At 50.2% G+C, this 17,835-nt stretch carries 13 protein-coding genes and 1 pseudogene; 13 read left to right on the top strand and 1 reads right to left on the bottom strand.

The window, feature by feature from the left end:
• Positions 1 to 43: 43 nt before the first annotated feature.
• Positions 44 to 712, bottom strand: coding sequence for a LuxR C-terminal-related transcriptional regulator (locus tag ACGF63_RS00175; protein WP_036847960.1), 669 nt, complete (start codon positions 710 to 712; stop codon positions 44 to 46).
• Between the two features lie 744 nt (positions 713 to 1,456).
• Between ACGF63_RS00175 and ACGF63_RS00170 the strand changes: the two genes are divergently transcribed.
• The 13 genes and pseudogenes from ACGF63_RS00170 to ACGF63_RS00110 all read left to right on the top strand — a co-directional run bounded on the left by ACGF63_RS00170 (position 1,457) and on the right by ACGF63_RS00110 (position 17,831).
• Positions 1,457 to 1,708 (top strand): acyl carrier protein, encoded by a 252-nt coding sequence (locus tag ACGF63_RS00170; RefSeq protein ID WP_036847957.1) that lies wholly within the window; start codon positions 1,457 to 1,459, stop codon positions 1,706 to 1,708.
• On the top strand, positions 1,701 to 2,864 hold the full coding sequence (locus tag ACGF63_RS00165) for an acyl-CoA dehydrogenase family protein (RefSeq protein WP_036847955.1): 1,164 nt from the start codon (positions 1,701 to 1,703) through the stop codon (positions 2,862 to 2,864). Before ACGF63_RS00170 ends, ACGF63_RS00165 begins: the two co-directional genes overlap by 8 nt.
• A 143-nt stretch (positions 2,865 to 3,007) precedes the next feature.
• Positions 3,008 to 3,484, top strand: coding sequence for an AMP-binding protein (locus tag ACGF63_RS00160; RefSeq protein ID WP_203448914.1), 477 nt, complete (start codon positions 3,008 to 3,010; stop codon positions 3,482 to 3,484).
• Complete coding sequence (locus ACGF63_RS00155) at positions 3,412 to 4,311, top strand: AMP-binding protein (RefSeq protein ID WP_331251338.1); 900 nt, start codon at positions 3,412 to 3,414, stop codon at positions 4,309 to 4,311. Before ACGF63_RS00160 ends, ACGF63_RS00155 begins: the two co-directional genes overlap by 73 nt.
• A gap of 61 nt (positions 4,312 to 4,372) precedes the next feature.
• Positions 4,373 to 6,595: an AMP-binding protein gene (locus ACGF63_RS00150; protein WP_387628057.1), complete on the top strand. Its 2,223-nt coding sequence runs from the start codon at positions 4,373 to 4,375 to the stop codon at positions 6,593 to 6,595.
• A gap of 148 nt (positions 6,596 to 6,743) precedes the next feature.
• Positions 6,744 to 7,331, top strand: a complete 588-nt coding sequence (locus ACGF63_RS00145) for a hypothetical protein (RefSeq protein WP_387628054.1) — start codon at positions 6,744 to 6,746, stop codon at positions 7,329 to 7,331.
• A complete protein-coding gene (locus ACGF63_RS00140) occupies positions 7,328 to 8,566 on the top strand; it encodes an ACP S-malonyltransferase (RefSeq protein WP_387628051.1) in 1,239 nt (412 codons plus the stop codon). The genes ACGF63_RS00145 and ACGF63_RS00140 overlap by 4 nt, the downstream gene beginning before the upstream one ends.
• 2 nt (positions 8,567 to 8,568) lie before the next feature.
• A pseudogene (locus ACGF63_RS00135) lies at positions 8,569 to 9,771 on the top strand (condensation domain-containing protein); the annotation flags it as partial.
• 201 nt (positions 9,772 to 9,972) lie between these two features.
• Positions 9,973 to 11,889, top strand: coding sequence for an AMP-binding protein (locus ACGF63_RS00130; RefSeq protein ID WP_387628302.1), 1,917 nt, complete (start codon positions 9,973 to 9,975; stop codon positions 11,887 to 11,889).
• Positions 11,886 to 13,427: an acyltransferase domain-containing protein gene (locus ACGF63_RS00125; protein WP_387628048.1), complete on the top strand. Its 1,542-nt coding sequence runs from the start codon at positions 11,886 to 11,888 to the stop codon at positions 13,425 to 13,427. Before ACGF63_RS00130 ends, ACGF63_RS00125 begins: the two co-directional genes overlap by 4 nt.
• Entirely contained in the window at positions 13,388 to 15,880 is a 2,493-nt protein-coding gene (locus ACGF63_RS00120; RefSeq protein ID WP_239002306.1) for a condensation domain-containing protein, read from the top strand. Before ACGF63_RS00125 ends, ACGF63_RS00120 begins: the two co-directional genes overlap by 40 nt.
• A gap of 12 nt (positions 15,881 to 15,892) precedes the next feature.
• Positions 15,893 to 17,008 carry a cupin-like domain-containing protein gene (locus tag ACGF63_RS00115; protein ID WP_051477416.1) on the top strand — a complete coding sequence of 372 codons (1,116 nt, stop codon included), beginning with the start codon at positions 15,893 to 15,895 and terminating at the stop codon, positions 17,006 to 17,008.
• Positions 17,001 to 17,831: a thioesterase II family protein gene (locus tag ACGF63_RS00110; protein WP_152962206.1), complete on the top strand. Its 831-nt coding sequence runs from the start codon at positions 17,001 to 17,003 to the stop codon at positions 17,829 to 17,831. Before ACGF63_RS00115 ends, ACGF63_RS00110 begins: the two co-directional genes overlap by 8 nt.
• Positions 17,832 to 17,835: the final 4 nt, after the last annotated feature.

Raw genomic sequence — 17,835 nt, 5'->3', positions numbered from 1 at the left:
ATGGACAAGGGCAGCATATAGAAACCGGCAGTAAATACGTAATTTAAGATAATAAAAATCTTTCCGGTATATAGTGATTAAAGTTATTAACCTGACAATATTCTTCCAGTTGTTGACTGGAGTGAATACCTATTTTTTTATATATCCGGGTCATATAAGATTCAACAGTACGGTAGGCAATATTCAATATCCGTCCAATTTGTCTTCTGGTATTTCTTTGTAGAAAGAGGAAAATGATATCCCATTCACGTTGAGTAAAAAGATCAATTGGTGGTTGGAGCATAATGGAGGCGGGGAGTTTATTATGATATTGATGCAGATGAGTTAATGAATAACTTTGGGCTTCCCAACCATGATATATAACGCCTATGCAACTTTCATCTTCATGATAAAAAGGAAATTTTTCGAAAAAGTAAGAGGACAGAACTTTTTCTCTGCCAAACATATGTGTTTCAACTGAGCATATTCTTTGCTGTTTTTCTATCACTTTTTTATCATTTTTAATAAATTCTTCTGCAAATTTAGCACTATCCCAAGGAAGTTCATTCTCATAAAACCCCTCAAATTCAAATGAATTTGAAAAATTCTGAAGAGATTTTAATGCCGGATTGCCGTAAATAAAGCATGAATTTTTATCTTTGATTCCCCAAGGTTCATTACTTGCTGCGAGTGTGTTGATAATTTGAGGTGATATTGTGATGTGATGAGTCATATCATAATTCCTTTTTCCACAGTTTTCGGACATCAATCTTGGTATGTTTGAGTTGTGTTAGTCAGTTTAATACTTTATTACCAGCAAAGACAAATTTTTTGAGAAAATAATAATTATGGCTATCTTTGTTACGAGAATTGTTTAATTATATATGCCATTGTAGATTGGATTTATATTAAAATTAGTTTCTGAGTGATATTTTTTTGGTCTTTTTTTATATTCCATATAGTAAATCCTCGGTTATTACTTAAGTCATTATCTAAATGATTTGTTTAATACATAAACTTTAAATGAAAATCAATATAACTATCATCATCAACCCTTTACAACCGTTCACTGCCGCACAGGTAGTCATTTTACGTCCAATACATAGGATCGAGTCGGTACCCTCAGATAAACAGCGTAGGGAAACTAGCGAGCCGGAGATGTTTACCGAATTTACGTATATTGACAAATGTTACATAAGGCGCTTACATTGATTACATAAATATAACAATAGTTTCACAGGTTAACTAAAACGCTTACGTTTAAGTCAGATTATCCTGAGAAAGGTTAATCTCGTGGTTAACTGTTTTTCCATGCCATGCAGCATGGATGTTTATTTTGCACTGGTTTGTGGCGGAGCCAAATCGACTTGGCGTCTCAAGATGGATCCTGAAAAAGGAAATTTTTTCATAAACGGTTTCCAGGCTGGTTTTGTAAAGAAAAGATCAATGAAATTAAGCTCACAGAGGAAAGTAAGTAATGGACGTATCCGCGCGTAACAAGTTAGTGTCTGAATACCTGTGCAAACTTGCTGGTAAGCAGGATTTAGACGATTCAGTCAACATCTTCGAAACCGGCTTGGTTAACTCCCTGGCCGCTATTCAGTTAATCTCCTTTCTTGAAAAAAACTTCAAAATTAAGGTTGAAATCGATGACCTTGATAATGCCAATTTTTCCAGCATTCAGGCGGTCTGCAACTTCTTAGACAGAAAGGTGGCAGTAAATGCTTAATCGCTTTTTGTCACCTTCGCAAAATGCATGGTTACAGGCATTTGAGCAATTTTCAGTTACTGAAGTCGCTCCTTATGCCGATGAATGGGATTTGGAGGAAGCGACGCCAGTAACTGTTGTGCAAAAACTTGCGCATAACGGTTGGCTGGGTGGTTTAGCGAAAACTGAGAGCGGCGGTCTGGGGTTTGACGTCACGACTTTTGGATTGCTGAACATGGCCATCGGTGCTGGGAGTGGCTCGCTCACCGGTTTGCTGAATGTTCACTCAATGGTGCTGAAAACCATTGAGGATTGGGGTTCTCAAGATCAGAAACAGCGCTTTCTGGTGCCGCTGGTGAAGGGCGAAATCATTGGCGCATTTGCGCAAACTGAAGTTTCCGCTGGTGGAGACTCTAAAAATCTGTCGACAAAGTTTGAAGAAGACGGGAATTATCTGAGCGTTAATGGGCAAAAAACCTGGATTACTTTCGCCCAGATCGCGGATCTGTTTCTGGTATTCGGTAAATATCAGGGGTTGGATACCGCGGTGTTGGTCCCCAAAAATACCCCAGGATTAAAAGTGACCGCCAAGAAAAATATGCTGGGCTTCAAGAGCGCATATCTGGCTGTGTTGGATTTCACCGATTGCCGGGTTCCTAAGACGAATATCGTAGGAAAGCCTGGATTTGGACAAAACCTCATCTCTAACAACGCGTTGGACTATGGCCGCATCAGCGTGGCCTGGGCGGCACTGGGAATACAACAGGCGGCATTGGCAGCGTCCGCACGCAGGGCCAACTCCCGCGCCACCTTTGGTTCGTTACTTGCGGACCAAGGCATCATTCGCGGTTACCTGGCGGAAATGTCCGGTAGTCTGCTAGCCTCTCAACTCGTTTGTTTATCAGCGACAAAAGCGAAAGAAGCAAGGGAGGAAGAGGCTCTTGAGCAGATTCTTCAAGCCAAGCTTTTCGCCTCGCAGGAAGCCGGCGTTGCCGCAGCGAAAGCCGTGCAGATTCACGGTGGTCACGGTTGCGATGAGAGCAATGGCGTCAGCCGGCTCTATCGGGATGCGAAAATATTGCAAGTTGTCGAAGGTAGCAATGAGCTGCAAAAAATGTTGATCGGCAAGGAGGTATGTAATCGGTACAACTGCAACCTTGCACAGACTATCTCATAAACCGCGCCTTAAATTTATGCACCCTGAAAAGACAGACTACTTAGTCTGGCTGACGGGTTTCTATTTCCTGGCGTTCGTCTGTAACGCCGGATTGTAATGAAGTTTGGGAGCAACAAAGCCAGCAATCAGAGGACTTAGGCATCATGGAAACTGGTCAACTTATTACTGATTATTTCGAAAACACGGCGAGAGATAACCAGAACCCGGCGATACGGTGGGGAAAAGGCAACTCTTTATCCTGGAGTGAGTTATACGAAAGAGCGCAGCGGCTGGCGCATTATCTGGTTAATGATCGCGGCGTATGCCAGGGCGATTGCGTCGCCATTGGTCTTGAGCGTAGCCCGGAATTTCTGGTGGCGGCATATGCGGTACTGCTTGCTGGCGGCGTTTATTTTCCTGTTGATGTAAAAACCCCTGTTGCCCGGTTGGCATCCATGTTTGCGACGGCTCGATGTCGTATCGCTTTTTGCAATGTGGCGCAGGAGAGTCTGTTTATTGAGGCTAATTCCGAATTGGAGTTGATCAGGCGTGAACTTCTGACAGAAATATCCACTTTTCATCGTTTAGAAAGCGCGGGCAAAAAGTACCTCAACTACGGGCCACCGATCCCGCCTACTTAATCTTTACTTCCGGTACGACCGGCACGCCAAAAGGCGTTCTGGTAAATCATAGCGCTTTCATAAACCGGCTGGAGTGGCATCAGGCTCATAGTGAAATGACGGATTCGGACATTATCCTACAGAGAACTGCGCTGACTTTTGACGTCTCTTTATGGGAGCTATTTTTACCCGCCTTGAACGGTGCGAGCAATTATCTGCTGCAACCGGGATTGGAGTCATTTCCCAGAGGCATAGTGGCTGCGCTGGAAAACGAGAATGTTACCGTTGTCCACTTTGTTCCCAGTTTGTTGAAACCGGTTCTGCTAGAGCTTCAGGAAGGCAATGTGGATACCTTGCCGTTGCCGGCGCTGCGCAGGGTATATGTGAGCGGGGAGTCGCTGTCTGCCTCTCTGGTTGATCAATTTCAGAAAGTGTTTGCTTCGCGCTGCCTGTTGACTAATTTATACGGCCCCACGGAAGCGGCCATTGATGTCAGTTTTTATGATTGTGTGGAAACCTTGTCGGGCGTTATCCCCATTGGGCAGGCTCTCACCGGGTGTCAGTTGTACGTACTGAACCCGGATAATCTGGCGTTAAAAGCAGACTCAGAAGAAGGTGAGATAGCCATTGGCGGGATATGTCTGGCCGAAGGTTACTACAACCGGCAGGATTTAACTGATAAAGCATTTATCTTCCATCCGGAACTTCAACAACGGATATACCTGACCGGTGATCTTGGATGGTATGAGGAAGGAAGCGGCTTTTTCTGCGCAAGTGCCGGCCTACATGTTGCCCACCCGTTATTGGCAGACCCTAAGTTTGCCGAGGTCCAGCTCAGGGAAACTTGATAGAAAAGCGATTGCTAGGAATATACGGGATCTGTTTTTCACCAAAGTGGTAGCTTAAGCCATGAATCAGTCGACTTTTGAGCTATCCCGGTCACAACAGACCGTTTTTAAAATGGAAGCGTTTCATCTGTCCGGCCATCGGTTTTATCTGGGTGGCGTTGCACGCCTGAGTGGAGACATTTCTCTGGATCGGCTTGCGCGGGCGGCTGAAATTGTCCGGGATTCTCAGGATGTATTCCATATTGGATTTGTCACCGATCATTTAGAAACCGGACAGTTGGAAATACAGTGGCGTGGAGTCCGGCGCGATGCACCTCAGGTTGAAGTGGAGAAGGTGGATTTCAGCAGGCATCTGGAGCCTGGGCAGGCTTTCGAGAGCTGGGCAGAGCGTCAACTGTTGGTGGAGGAGGCGTTGTCACTCACGCCGATACGAATTTTCGCTGTGCGTTTCCGACAAGAACAGTCGGGATGGTTTGTGAAGGCGCATCATGCAGCGGCAGACAGTGCAGCGTTGGCGATACTGATGGAACATTTGGCGGAGGCGTTGGAGCAGGAAGCGCCGGCCATGGGAAAGGTGGCGTCCCCCTTGTTTTCTGTTATTGCCGAGGGAGAGCGGGACTACGATGGCTCCCGGCGTATGGAAAGGGACGCTGCGTATTGGCGGAGTGTCTTTGGCGACACGGAGTCAGCAAGTGCCACCAAAATATCCTGTCGCTATCCGATTGGCGACTATCGCGGATTGGAGCCTCGCTCTATGCGTGTACGGGTCACTTTGAGCGAAGTGCAAAACGACATGCTACGCAGATTCAAGAGCGGCGGCGGTTCTGTTTTCAGGCTGTTTTTCGCCGCTGTTGCGTACACGCAAATGGTGATTGAAGACGGCAATGGCGCTTTATTGCAGGCGCCTATGCTGAATCGCTGGAGCGAGGATGAAAAGCGATCAGTTGTTATGGCGGTGGCACCAGTCTTGGTTCCGGTGTTTCGTGAGGCGGGGGAGACGGTGGCGGATTGTTACCGCATCCTTAAAAACCGTCTGCAAAAAGCTATTGTGCATTCACGCTATGCCCCTGGTGCCCGTTGGGGGGATTTTGTATCGCAAGACTGGAAGCGGATTATTCCGGCCTTCGGCGTTTCCTATCAAACAGGGGTGTTTCAGCATACTGTCTCAGGCGCTGAAGTAGAGATTAATCACATTCAGGCGGTGGAGGCGCTGTTTGCCACTGTTCATATCCACGACCGCTTCGAGGGCGGCTGCTTCAAGCTTGAAGCGGACTTTCGCAAGGTGTGGTCATCCGACCAATGTCGTGCGTTCCTGCAAACTGTCATTGACTATGCAATGGAAGCGGCCGCTGAGGTTATGGGGCAAACAGAAGAAGTCAACGCTCGTTTAGATTGTTGCGCAGAACCGATAGGTGTTCATTTACGCGACGCTTTTGAACGCTATACCGACAATGTGTTGTTCAGACAAGGTACGGACGTAGCGCTGGGCGACCTGACTTACCGGCAGGGCTTGCAATGGGTTAGCAAGTTCAGCGTGCAGTTGCGGGGCCAGCATTTCGGGCGCAGTCCGGTGTTGATCTTGGGAAGACGCTCCCCTGAAACGATACTCGCCTATCTGACCTGTCTTATTGAGAATGTGACGGTGGTTCCTGTTTGTCCCACTACGCCTCTGGTCAGGTTATCGACTATTGTCCGTAACTCGGGGGCTTCTCTTTGCATTTACACAGTTGCTGATCAGGACCTGGCGGAGGCGTTGGATTTGCCACGGTTGCGCGTTTCGCTGGATAAGACGTTATGTGACGCAATGTCGCATCCAGAAGAACGACCGGGAGCAACGTGGTCAAAACAGGCAGACAGCAACCCTGCTTATATCCTGTATACCTCCGGGTCGACCGGAGAGCCTAAAGGCGTTGCGATTTCTTCCATTGCGCTGGCGAACTATGCGCTGGCGGCCAAAGAGGCTTACGCTGCCGGGGTGCCGTTTAATACGCCTTTGTTCACCTCCTTTGGATTCGATTTGACGCAGACTGCTATTTTGGTCCCTGTTTTATCGGGCGGTTTTATACAAGCTTACGAACAGGACATTCGTGATAATCCGGCACTGCTGCGGACTCTTCTCGCCGATGAGTCATTGACGGGCGTTAAATGTACGCCGTCCCATCTTTCATTACTGATTGAACATAGCCCCAAGAGACGCAATCCGTTGACTTTTGTCGTCGGTGGAGAAAATTTATCAGCCGGCGATTGCTCCCGTCACTTTGGCGCTGTCAATTTCTGGCGATAGCTTAGGGTTTATGGCGCAATGCTGCAAAGCTGAACGTTCGCAATTGATCGCGGCCGCTTTGATGGAGGTTATGCAGGATAACGGAATGCTGTCGGAGCGGCCCGCGGTGCTGTTTGAAAATCACGGACGCTTATTCTCCGAGGCGGAAATGCCCGCTGTCTGGAATGTGGCAATGGCGAACGCTGTGGGTTGGTTTACCGGCTTCAATCAACTGAATCTTCATGTTTCCTTAGGTCATCCGAGTAACTTTTTGCGTGTTTTAAAGTCGCGCCTGTATGAAAGCAGTCTGAACTGGCAAGACCAACTGGGGCTGAATGGCACGGGTGTGCGGCCACTAATCTGCGTCAACGACATTGGTTTAGGACTGGGTAGCCGCGGAACATGGGGTCATTTCAATCTGGTCTACTCCCTATCAGGCGGTTTTCGACATCCCGACGAAAAGAGCGTGGCCGATTTTGACATGCTTATTCGTGACTGTCGCGAGTCTGGTTCTGTTTTCGTTGAGTTGAGATTAGGTATTCCCGGCGCTGACGGCAATGATGCCCGGCGCTACCTGACGCAATTGAATGAAAGGTTATCGGCCTGGAACGATGTCTGGAACAAGGCATTTCATGACGGACAGTATGACGGACAGGCTGATCATCGTCCGGAACGGGCGTTGATCCCTTCGGATTTTCCTCTTTGTCAGCTCTCGCAATCGGAGCTCGATCTCATTATTAATGGAGCCTCAGCATGAGAACTGCTATCGACTCAGCGAAGACAGTATTTTTATTTCCCGGTGTGGGGGCGCAGAAACCGGACATGTTTGCCGAATTCAGAAAGTATCCCGAGTATCGGGCCTGTCTGGAAGAAGTGTCGGAGCTGTCTCAGGTCGATCTATACGATGTTATCCACGGCGACCAGCGCGATACCTTAAAACAAGTGCGTATCGCCCAACTGGCACTCACGGCGACGACGGTCGCCATTGCCGACATATTACGAAAGTATTGCGGACTGGTTCCCGAATTTGTGATGGGACACAGTCTGGGGCAGTATCCAGCACTGTGCTCCGCCGGCTATCTTGATCTGGCGACGCTGACCAAAGTGGTGAACATCCGTTCGGAAGTGGTGGAGACCTGCGCCCGCAATTACGATCAGGGCGAAATGTGTTGGGTATTGCACATCCCTGCCGAAGTTGTAGTTCAGGAAGTTGAGAAAGCCAGAAAAGACGACGGCGTGGAGGTGTACATATCCGCCATCGATGCGTTTGATCAGGCGACAGTTTCCGGTGTGATGGCTGACATTAGACGCTTTGCGCCTCGTATGGAGGCGTTGGGAGGGTTGCTTTATCCGTTGAAAATCGGTGGCCCGTTTCATTCGCCTTTAATGGCGGAGGCGAAAGCGGAATTAGAGGCGCTGCTTGACTTTTTGCCTGATACAGGCAAGCCAGATGCGCGTATTTCCAGACTTGTTTGCAACGTCAGTGGCGCTGAATTGTCTGCGGAGAACCTGAAATCATCAATTTTGCAGCACCTGACTTCCCCGGTGCAATGGCTGCAAAGTTTGCAGTATGTCGCGCAGAACGGCGTCACCCGCTATTTGGAAATTTCACCGAAAACTGTATTGAGTTATCTGTCTGAACGCGCCGGATTGCCTATGCTGCCTCTGTGTGAACCGGGTGAAATTTTCACTTTTGCCGAGAAATTAAGCTCCACGGAGAGTCGGTTAGAGCAGTTTTTCAGGTGTTGCTATTTCCATCTTTACAGCTCAAAACTGCCTGACATAGCGGATTTGGTGGCGATAGAACGACTGCGTCGAATCAGGGATGAGGTAAAACAAAGGGTAAAAGAAACATATCTGAACCCTGAGGAATGCGACTTTCTTCACCAGCGCACACAGCAGTGGCTGGGGATTATTGAACAGAGTGGAGATCTCCCTTTGTCTATGGAGAAGATGAAGTTGCAAAGCCTGTTTGATGCGGTGGGGCGTTGAGTATGATGCAGTCCAGCTATACCAACTATATTGAAGAATTGCTGCAAATGACGCCGCAAGCGAACGGGTTGCTGTTTCATGCATTAAAAGATGGAAATAGCGCCTATCACATCGGCGTGGCATTCAGCCTGAAAGCTGACGCCGGTGAAGAAGAGGTTCTCGATGTATGGCGTCAGATACAGCAGTCACAGCCTGCTCTGCGGTCGGTTTTTGTCTGGAAAGGAATTCGTGTTCCCCATCAGGTCATATACGCATTGCCGCGGATCTCGCTTGAATATGTCCGCGTGGATCCGGCTGACCCGCAGCCGTCGATAAAGCAACGCTGCCTCGATTGGCTGGCGCAGTCGAGAGCGACGCCGTTTGAGTTGGACACTGCGGTATTCCGGATCGTTTGTTTCCACGATGTTCATGCGGGAACCTTAAGCATCACCTTCTCCTTTCACCATATTCTGATGGATGGCTAGAGTAGTTCGCTGCTGATTTCCCTTTGGCTACAGGGATTGCGTAAACAAAAGATCGTCTCTCTAACCTCACGACTGTATGCGCAACAACTCTGGAAAGGGTTAAGTAAAGAAGATCTGGGGCTCAGTCGCGAACACTGGCGAAGCGTTTTCCAACGCCTGCCTGACGGAGAAGCCTCTGCGACGACAAAACTGCTGGTTGAGCCACTGTTCCGTTCCTCCGATCATTCCGCGACCAAGCGAAAAACAGGCGAAAAAGTGGTGGTGAACAGCATGTGGGACGAAGAGCGTAAAGCAGCGATAGAGTTGCTTTGTCGCCACGCTGGCGTTACTCCGGCAAGCTTCGTTTATTTGTGTTGGGCGTTGGTGCTGACCAAGTTTACCTTCCAAAAAACAGTCGCTTTCGGCTGCACATTTTCCGGAAGGGGAGCGGCTTTAACGCAAAACGCCGACTGCCAACCTCTGGGGCTGTTCATTAATACTGTGCCGCTGATTCTTACGCTCGACGGCAAATGGAACCTGGATACGGCGTTGCGTGCCGTTTTTCAGGCACTGCAACAGGCGCAGAAACATGAAAAAACACCGCCCCTGGCGATAAGAGAAGAGTCGGGGATACGTGACGAACTCTATGACTCTATCGTCGTCTTCGATAACTATCCCATCGATGCCACGTTGCAGGACGCCGGTTATGGTGCGTTTCTGACGGATTTACATAGCGAAGAGACGACGCATTTTGGCCTAACTCTGACGGTTTCCGGCGTGGATCGATGGCAAGTCGGGTTAAGCACGGGGGAGGCTTTTGAAGGTGATCCTGCCGCGATAAAAACGGCGTTTAACGCTTTTGAATCTTTGGCGGCGGATTTGGTTAAGCGTTCCTCGGATGTGTTGGTTGAAGATCTGGCTTTAAAACTCAGTCCGAACGGCGCAGAGGCGCGCGCTCTGGTGATGGGGGAGCAAAATGCGCAAACGCTGGATATCAATGCATTGCTGCTAGGTATTTATCAGCGCCTTAGTGAGTCTCCCCAAGAGATAAGTTTGATCGACGGACAGCATCGTATCAGCAATCGCGAGCTGTTGCGGGGCGTTTGTGCCTTGCAGGAACGGCTACGGGTGTCGGGTTTCGTCCCTGGCGACAGAGTGGCCGTCCACCTTGAAAAGGGGCTGTTATCCACCCAGGCGATACTGGCGATATTGTTCAGTGGCGGTAGTTACTTCTACGTAAATCCGAAAGATCCGCTGCAACGTAAAAAAAACATGTTAGCTTTGGCGAATTGCAGCATTGTCTTATGTGGCGCTTCTCTGAACAGGGAGATCGGTGCCGATATTGGGCATCACTTGTTGTTAGATGTTGAGTCGGAAATGACGTCGTCGCCGTCCTCTGACGAACCGACGCTATGGCGCAACCGGCGGCCTGAAGGCGAGTTTTACTTCATTTTCACCTCAGGAACCACCGGCACGCCTAAAGGCATCTCCATCCGTAATGAATCGGTGGCGAACTTGCTGGACTGGTTTGTCAGGGAAACCGGCCTTGCGCCTGCTGACCGGGTGCTCGGGCTAACCGATTTGAATTTTGACCCCAGCGTGGAAGATCTGTTTGCCAGCTTCGTCGTTGGCGCCACGCTGATATATCCATCGCCCAATGTATTGCTGGAGCGACAGATGTTCATCGATCTGCTGCGGGATGAATCAATCACGCTAATCAACTTTATTCCAGGGGCTATCGCGCAGTTCATTCACGGTGCGCCATTCTTCCCTGCCATGCGATTGTGGATATTCGGGGGCGAAGAGTTACCTAAACGGCTTAGGGATGACCTGTTGAAACAGGGCTACGCCGTCAGCAACCACTATGGTCCCAGTGAGACGACTGTGGATTGCCTCAGCGCCAAACAATCTCTTACCACGGAAATATCCTTAGGCTGGCCAATTCAAAACGTCACTGCCTACTGCGCGGACGTATTCGGCAAGCCGCTGCCCGCAGGTGTCCGCGGTGAGCTTTGGGTGGGAGGCACGGCGGTTGCTCACGGCTACGCTACCAATCCGCTTGAATCCGATAAATATTTCATCAAATACAATGAGCAATCTTTTTATCGCACTGGTGACGCGGTCACTTTTTCTCGTGAGTCAGGTTTTAAGTACTTGGGACGGATTGACGATCAGGTGAAAGTGAACGGCGTTCGCATTGAACCCCGTGAACTGGAGCGCACCGTTGAAGTGTTAGAGGCGGTTAAAGCCTGTTGTTTGCTGCCGGCGACGATACGGGAAGGGAAGCGACAATGGCATCTTTTCGTCGATAGCGGCGAACAGCCTGCGATGCTGGAATTCCGTGTGCGAGAACACATTCGCCAGCATTTTCCGGAGTCGTGGATACCCGCGCTCATTGTGGTTGCAGACGGTTTTGAACGCACCATTACCGGCAAGGTCGATCGTAAACGACTACAGGAGTACGCGGTTCAACGACTGCAAACGCAGGCCTCCGTGAATCATGTGCCGTTGACAGATGCGGTAGAAGCGAAAGTGCAGGCTATCTGGAGCGCGGTTCTGGAAAACCAGGTCGTTGCTGCAAACATTAATTTCTTCGATGCAGGCGGCGACTCGATAAAGATAATCGCGCTGCAATCTCAGATGCAGCAGGCGTTCAAGCAGGAAATCGGCGTTGCCGTCTTATTTGAATACCCGACCATTGCCTCCTTCGCAGACTGGATCAAGCAGAGCAATTTGTCTGCCGAAAATGCGGACGACGAAGTCGTTCGATCAGATTCCGGCAAGCAGCTATCCCAAGAATATACTCTCTCGTCGGCCCGGTCAGGTAAAAGCAGACTGGCGGACAGGCGGCGTAAAGTAAAAGGAAGTTTAGTATCATGAAGCGTGAATATACCGGTAATATTCAGGGACAGGCGGAGGTCATCTCGCAGGTATATCGGGTGGCGGACATGCCATTTTCGAGCCTGGGCATGATCGAGGCGCACGGTACCGCCACCGTACTTGGCGACCCTATCGAAATTCAGGCGCTGAATAAGGTCGCCCGGGAACTGCTCTCTCCAGACGAATTCAGTCAATTCCGCTGCGCGGTGGGCAGTGTCAAGTCCAACATGGGGCATTTGGATTCTGCCGCCGGTATCGCCGGACTGATAAAGGCGGCCTTGAGTGTCCGTTTTGGTAAAATTCCGCCTTCGTTGCACTTCAATAAACCGAATCCGCATTTGGCGCTGGACAAGACGCCGTTTTGGGTGCCGACTCAAGCCGCCGACTGGCCGGCGCAGCAGGCGATTCGGCGCGCTGGCGTCAGCTCATTCGGCATAGGTGGAACTAATGTTCATATGTTGCTTGAACAGCCGCCGGAAACAGCCGGTAAAGACAAAGTTCTTTACTCGGAAAGCAATACTGGCTCTGTAGAGAGTAAGGAACCCGCGCAAATACTGCCGCTCTCGGCCAAATCTCCTTGGGCGCTGGCGCGATTGGTGGAGGCTTATTCGACTCACCTTAGCGTAGTCAAAGAGGGATCTTCAAACCTTGAAGTCATTGCCCGGCAGTTGCAGGAAAACCGGACCGAATACCCAAGGCGTGCCGCCTTTGTCGCTAACAATAACGACGATTGGAAACGACAGCTTGATAACTGGGCTCTAATGGATGGTGCTTATAAAGCAATGGAAGGGCTCGTTTGGCTGTTTCCAGGGCAGGGTTCGCAATCGCCGGAAATGGGCTTGCGCCTTGCGGCAGAATATCCGGCGTTCGGCGAAATCTATCTGGAGCTGTTGGATAAAGCCGCGGCACTATTATCTGTTGATAAAGAAACCTTAATCGAATGCGTTAAGCGGCCTGAACAACTATCAACCTATTACCTCCAGCCCATTTTATATGCGGCTCAGGTGTCGTTGGGCGTTTGGTTGCAGAGGCTTGGCTGCAAGCCCACAGCTTTGTCCGGGTTTAGCCTGGGAGAATTCGCGGCGGCGGCTATTGCCGGCGTATTCAGCCCTGAAAAGGGGATGGAGTTGGTGGTTGCCCGGGCGGGGCTGATGGATTCCATGCCAAAAGGTGCCATCTTTGCCGTTAGCTGTAAGAAAGGTTTTGACGGCGATTTTCCGGCGACGCTTTGGCGCATATCGGAACTCAGCCCGGGAACTTGGACGTTGGCTACGGAAGAGAGAATGGCCGCAGACGCGGAGAATTGGTTAACGCAGCAAGGCATGACTTTTAAGAGGGTGGCGGTATCCCACGCCTTCCATACACCTTTGATTGAACCGGCGGCGAAAGCGTTTGGCGACTTGCTGAAAAACTATAATCTGCAACCGGCACAGTGTGCTGTCTATTCAACCGCTTTGGGCCGGAAAATCGAAGCGGACGAGATGTGTGACTCGCAATATTGGATGAAGCGCGCTTCACGGGGAAAACCTATGTTATAACCGGTGCCGGCGGCAGAATGGCCGGGGCGATGGCGAAGGTGATTGCACGGCGTTTTCAGGGACGGCTGGCGTTAATCAGCCGCCAGTCTGCTGATTCTCCTGCCATGAAGCGCTTGCAGGAGGAGCTGAAGGAAGCGGGTGCTGGGGCGGTGGAGATTTTCCCGTATGCCCTGGAGTCAGAAGCCGATGCATTGGCGTCGTTTGAGTCCATTCGTCATCGTTTGGGCGATATTAGTGTGGTCATTCACGCTGCCGGCGTCACGGATGGGGACTCTTTTTCTCCGTTGGTTCAGCTCAATGCCGACCATTACCGCGCACAACTTGAGCCAAAAGCCCGGGTGGCGGAAGTTCTGGCCAAAGTATTCGAAAGTATTCCTGTCGAATATTGCTTCGTAACTTCTTCTATGTCGACGTTTTTCGGCGGTATTGCACATGCGGCATATGCTACGGCCAACCTGTTCCTGGACAGTTGGGGACAGATTCAAAACAGAAGACCATCAGGGCCTCGTTGGGTCGTTGTGAACTGGGAAACCGTCCACTTTGAAGCGGATCCTCGAGGCGATACGTTTGTTTGGGGCGTCAACGAAGTCGCTTTCGCCGGCGCTGAGTTTCCTGCCTTGTTCGAGCGTAGCCTGCGTGAATACGACCACGAAAACCAGAAAATATTCTCTGCCGGCCAGTTTATGGACAGGTTGTACGCCTGGGGAGGAAGGCGCACCTCCAGTGGCGATCGCAGAGCGCAGTTAGCAGGTGGCGTCAAACTAAAGCCCAGGCCGGAAACGTTGACCTCTGTTTATCAACTTCCCGCTAATGATATACAGAAGGAAATCGTTGCTATATGGAGCGGCATTCTCGGCGTTGATGGCATCAGCATCGATGATAGATTTATGGAGCTGGGTGGCGATAGTCTGAAAACCATTGTAATGGCGGAAAAAGTGTATAAAAAACTCGGTAAACGAGTTTCCATTCAGGATTTTTTCGTGCAACCCACCATCCGCGAGATTGAACGGCAGTTTCTCAACGACCAAGAGGCTTCCCATCCGGTCTTGCTGGCTGTCGATCTGTCTGAACCGATTGTCGCCAGTGCAGATCAGGAGTTGCTGTACATACATCAGACAACTTTTACCGACGCCAGTTATAACATGCCTGTGGCTTTTCAATGTCCGAGTTCGGTCAGTGCGATCTCTATCGCCGCAGCGATAGAGCAGGTTGCCGACAGGCATCCGGTGTTGAAATGTCTGTTTAAAAGACAGAACGCCAATCTGATGATGTTGCCTCAGCTTGACGCTAAAGTCAGCTTGACCGTGTTTGAGGCTGGACCGACTCAGGAGGAAAACCTTGCTCGCCTCGAACAGTTTGCCAGAACGCCTTTTGATCTGCATGCTGAACTTCCAATTCGCGCCATGGTGATAAAAGACGCAGACGCAGGCCGGTTTCATCAGGTGCTGATCGTCGTTCACCACATTGTATGCGACGCTGTTTCTCTGGGCATCCTCGCCCATGATTTTCAAAGCAGGCTTGAGGGACGGCGGTTACCTGCACCGGAGTATAGTTTCGCCGCATATCGACGCCACCAGTTAGAGTCCGGAAATGAGGATCAGGTACGGAAAAATAAAGCCTATTGGCTTGCCAACCTGTTGCCTTTGCCAGCGCCGCTGGCGCTGCCGACAGTGGATGATTATGACGGGCATGTCGGTACTGAAAGTCACCGGGGTGTAACGCTGGTCAAAAGTCTTTCGCCACAAACTAGTGAAGAAATTAGGTGCTTTTGTAGTGAGCTTGGTCTGCCCACGTTTACCTTTTTCCTCGGGACGTTCGGCGTGTTGATGACGAAAATCGCCCGTGCCGAGTCCTTTCTGCTTGGTGTTCCGGTCACGGGACGCACACAGCCGGAAGAACTGACTCTGGTCGGCTATCTTGTCAACATGTTGGCTTTGAAAATTGAGCCGGATGCGGACTTTCTCATAGCGGATTATCTCCTGGAGCTTAACGCGCAGTGGTCTGAAAGCGCGCCTTATCAAACTTATCCGATGAGCACACTGCTGGAAGATCTGAGTGCTGAACGCTATTGCCAAAGCCGTCAAGGTAAGCATCCGCTGTTTGACGTGGTTTTCGGATATCTGCCCCTGAGTTTGAACGGTGCCGATGAAGCGGCCTGGCGGTCTGGATTTTCCCGACTTGAACTGGCGTCGGATACAGCCAAGTTTGATTTGTTGATGGAAGTGTCTGAAACCGGAGAAGTCTTTGATTGCACTATACAGTTTCGTGAACGCATGTTTAGCGAAGCAACCATTGCGGCGGTGTTTGAGTACTTCTTCACTTTGATAGATGAGGTGCTTACTGATCCTGACGTGGAAATACAGGCACTGCTCAAGAGCCTCGGCTATGAGCATACGCTGGATGAGTCTGCTCAGGCGATCGACCGGGATGTGGATTTAGAGTTTAATTTTTAGGGAGGGTGAAACATGAGTTTTTTCGGCAATACATGGAATGCGCTCGGCGATATCGCGATGTGGACGTTCGAAGAAGTGAGCATTTATCGGCGCAGACAGGGGGGGCAACGGGAAACTGGAAGCAACGACGCGCTGGCACGCCTTGAGGCGGCCGAATACCGCAACGTGGAGAAAGTCTCGGATATTTCCATCACCGAGTTCAGCGAACGCTACTTGATGAAAAACGAGCCGGTTATTATCGCCGATGGTTTAAGAGACTGGCGAGCGCAGCAGATTTGGAGTTTTGACTACTTTTGCCAGCAGTTTGGCGATATGTCCGTGCAGTTGCAGGATGCCGGATTCAAACCGAAAAAGTGTGTCGAGCTGCGAACCTACCTGCGGGAGATCGCTTCATTGCCTGCCGTTGAACTGGGTGAGATGGGGAATGACCATGATTATTTGCGATACACCTACGACTCGTTTTTTAAACACCTGCTGCTCACTTGGGGATTTGGCAATTGGGTGAATACTAACTCGTTCAGTTTCCTGGCATTTCAACATATTCAGGAACATTGGCGCAGACCTTATTTCCTGCCGGATGGCGGTTATAAGATCCCTTGGGTTCAGGTGGGGTCTCTGCATCCCAACAAACGGATGTGCCAGGATTGGGGACTCTACTTTTCCGCACCGGGAGCTTGCACCCGTTTACACGTCGATGGTATGCGGACCAATGCGGTGTTGTGCCAAGTAGAGGGCAAAAAAGCGGGCTGGATCTTTTCCGCCTCGCTTGAAGATGCGGTCAGAAACGCTGCCGAGGGCCGTGCTGCTTCATCACAACCCGCTGGTGGGGAAAATCAGAGAGGCCAACCTCACAGTGAAGATCGAATATGGCGATTCGATTTGTTGCCGGGTGAGATCATGCTGATACCCAAAGGACTCGCTCATGAGGTGCATACCTTATCGCCCAGCATTTCTTTGACTTATAACTTTGTCACCAACCCGGAATACCGGGATTACTTCAATTTCAAAAGCGAGCGCGGCTCTGGATGGATAGCCAGCGCGCCAATTGCTGCCGTTCCGGAGTTCGCTCTCATTCACCAGCGCAACCCATTCCCCATCAACACAACTAAAGGGCTTAACCTTGTCTAATTCAGTTTTATTTCCTGCGATTAAAAGACCGGAGGCCGAAGTTCAGCTGGTGTTTTTACACCATGCAGGTGGTTCCAGTTACCCTTATCTGCAATTGGCTCACAAGCTATCCGGATTGATTGAAGCCTATTGTCTGGAACTGGCGGGCAGAGGCGCACGCATTTCCGAGCCTTTCCAGTCGGACGTTGAAACTGTGCTGTCCGATATCCTTGCTGCGATAAAACATTTGGGATTAGGAGAGGATAAACCCTTGCTGTTGTGCGGACACAGTTTGGGCGCGGAGCTTGCCTATCAGACTGCGTATAGACTTGAGCGCGAAGCGCCTGGAAAGAAGCTCAGCCTCATTATTTCCGCGCGTAGCTTTGTCGAGCCTGACGTCTTGGGGAGTGAGCTGCATGACGCGTTGTCGGATGCCGATATATTGCACCTGCTTGAACAGTATGAGGGAACGCCCTCAGAGATTCTGGCTGATCCTGAGTGGCGAAAATATGTGATTAGCGTAATGCGAAATGATTTGCGTTTGCTGGCGTCTCTGTCCAGGTTGCCTAAGCCGGCGTTAAATGTCCAGGCTCATTTGGTGGGAGGTGATCAGGACCGTCGTGTTCCTGTTTCCCGGCTGGCGGAATGGAATCGGGTATTTACTGTGCCGGTGACGCAAAAAATTTTCACAGGAGGACATTTTTACCTGTTTACCCATGATGAAGTGATCCCATGGATCGAAGAACGAGCCAGAGAGTTGGCAGAACAAACTTCCGTTCGTCTTTCCCACGGTTCTTTAACTGAGCGCGATTGTGTGCTTAATGATTCTAACCAAGCCGAGTAAGAAA

Source organism: Photorhabdus sp. RM322S, assembly GCF_042879395.1.
GTDB lineage: Bacteria > Pseudomonadota > Gammaproteobacteria > Enterobacterales > Enterobacteriaceae > Photorhabdus > Photorhabdus khanii.
The sequence above is the reverse complement of the archived record's forward strand: the minus strand, read 5'-3'. Positions and strand labels throughout refer to the sequence as shown.

Excerpts from the sequence above, each read along its gene's own strand:
- ACGF63_RS00160 (WP_203448914.1), top strand. The coding sequence starts at position 3,008 with ATGGAAACTGGTCAACTTATTACTGATTATTTCGAAAACACGGCGAGA.
- ACGF63_RS00125 (WP_387628048.1), top strand. The coding sequence starts at position 11,886 with ATGAAGCGTGAATATACCGGTAATATTCAGGGACAGGCGGAGGTCATC.
- ACGF63_RS00150 (WP_387628057.1), top strand. The coding sequence starts at position 4,373 with ATGAATCAGTCGACTTTTGAGCTATCCCGGTCACAACAGACCGTTTTT.
- ACGF63_RS00130 (WP_387628302.1), top strand. The coding sequence starts at position 9,973 with ATGGGGGAGCAAAATGCGCAAACGCTGGATATCAATGCATTGCTGCTA.
- ACGF63_RS00115 (WP_051477416.1), top strand. The coding sequence starts at position 15,893 with ATGAGTTTTTTCGGCAATACATGGAATGCGCTCGGCGATATCGCGATG.
- ACGF63_RS00165 (WP_036847955.1), top strand. The coding sequence starts at position 1,701 with ATGCTTAATCGCTTTTTGTCACCTTCGCAAAATGCATGGTTACAGGCA.
- ACGF63_RS00140 (WP_387628051.1), top strand. The coding sequence starts at position 7,328 with ATGAGAACTGCTATCGACTCAGCGAAGACAGTATTTTTATTTCCCGGT.
- ACGF63_RS00175 (WP_036847960.1), bottom strand. The coding sequence starts at position 712 with ATGACTCATCACATCACAATATCACCTCAAATTATCAACACACTCGCA.
- ACGF63_RS00170 (WP_036847957.1), top strand. The coding sequence starts at position 1,457 with ATGGACGTATCCGCGCGTAACAAGTTAGTGTCTGAATACCTGTGCAAA.
- ACGF63_RS00145 (WP_387628054.1), top strand. The coding sequence starts at position 6,744 with ATGCCCGCTGTCTGGAATGTGGCAATGGCGAACGCTGTGGGTTGGTTT.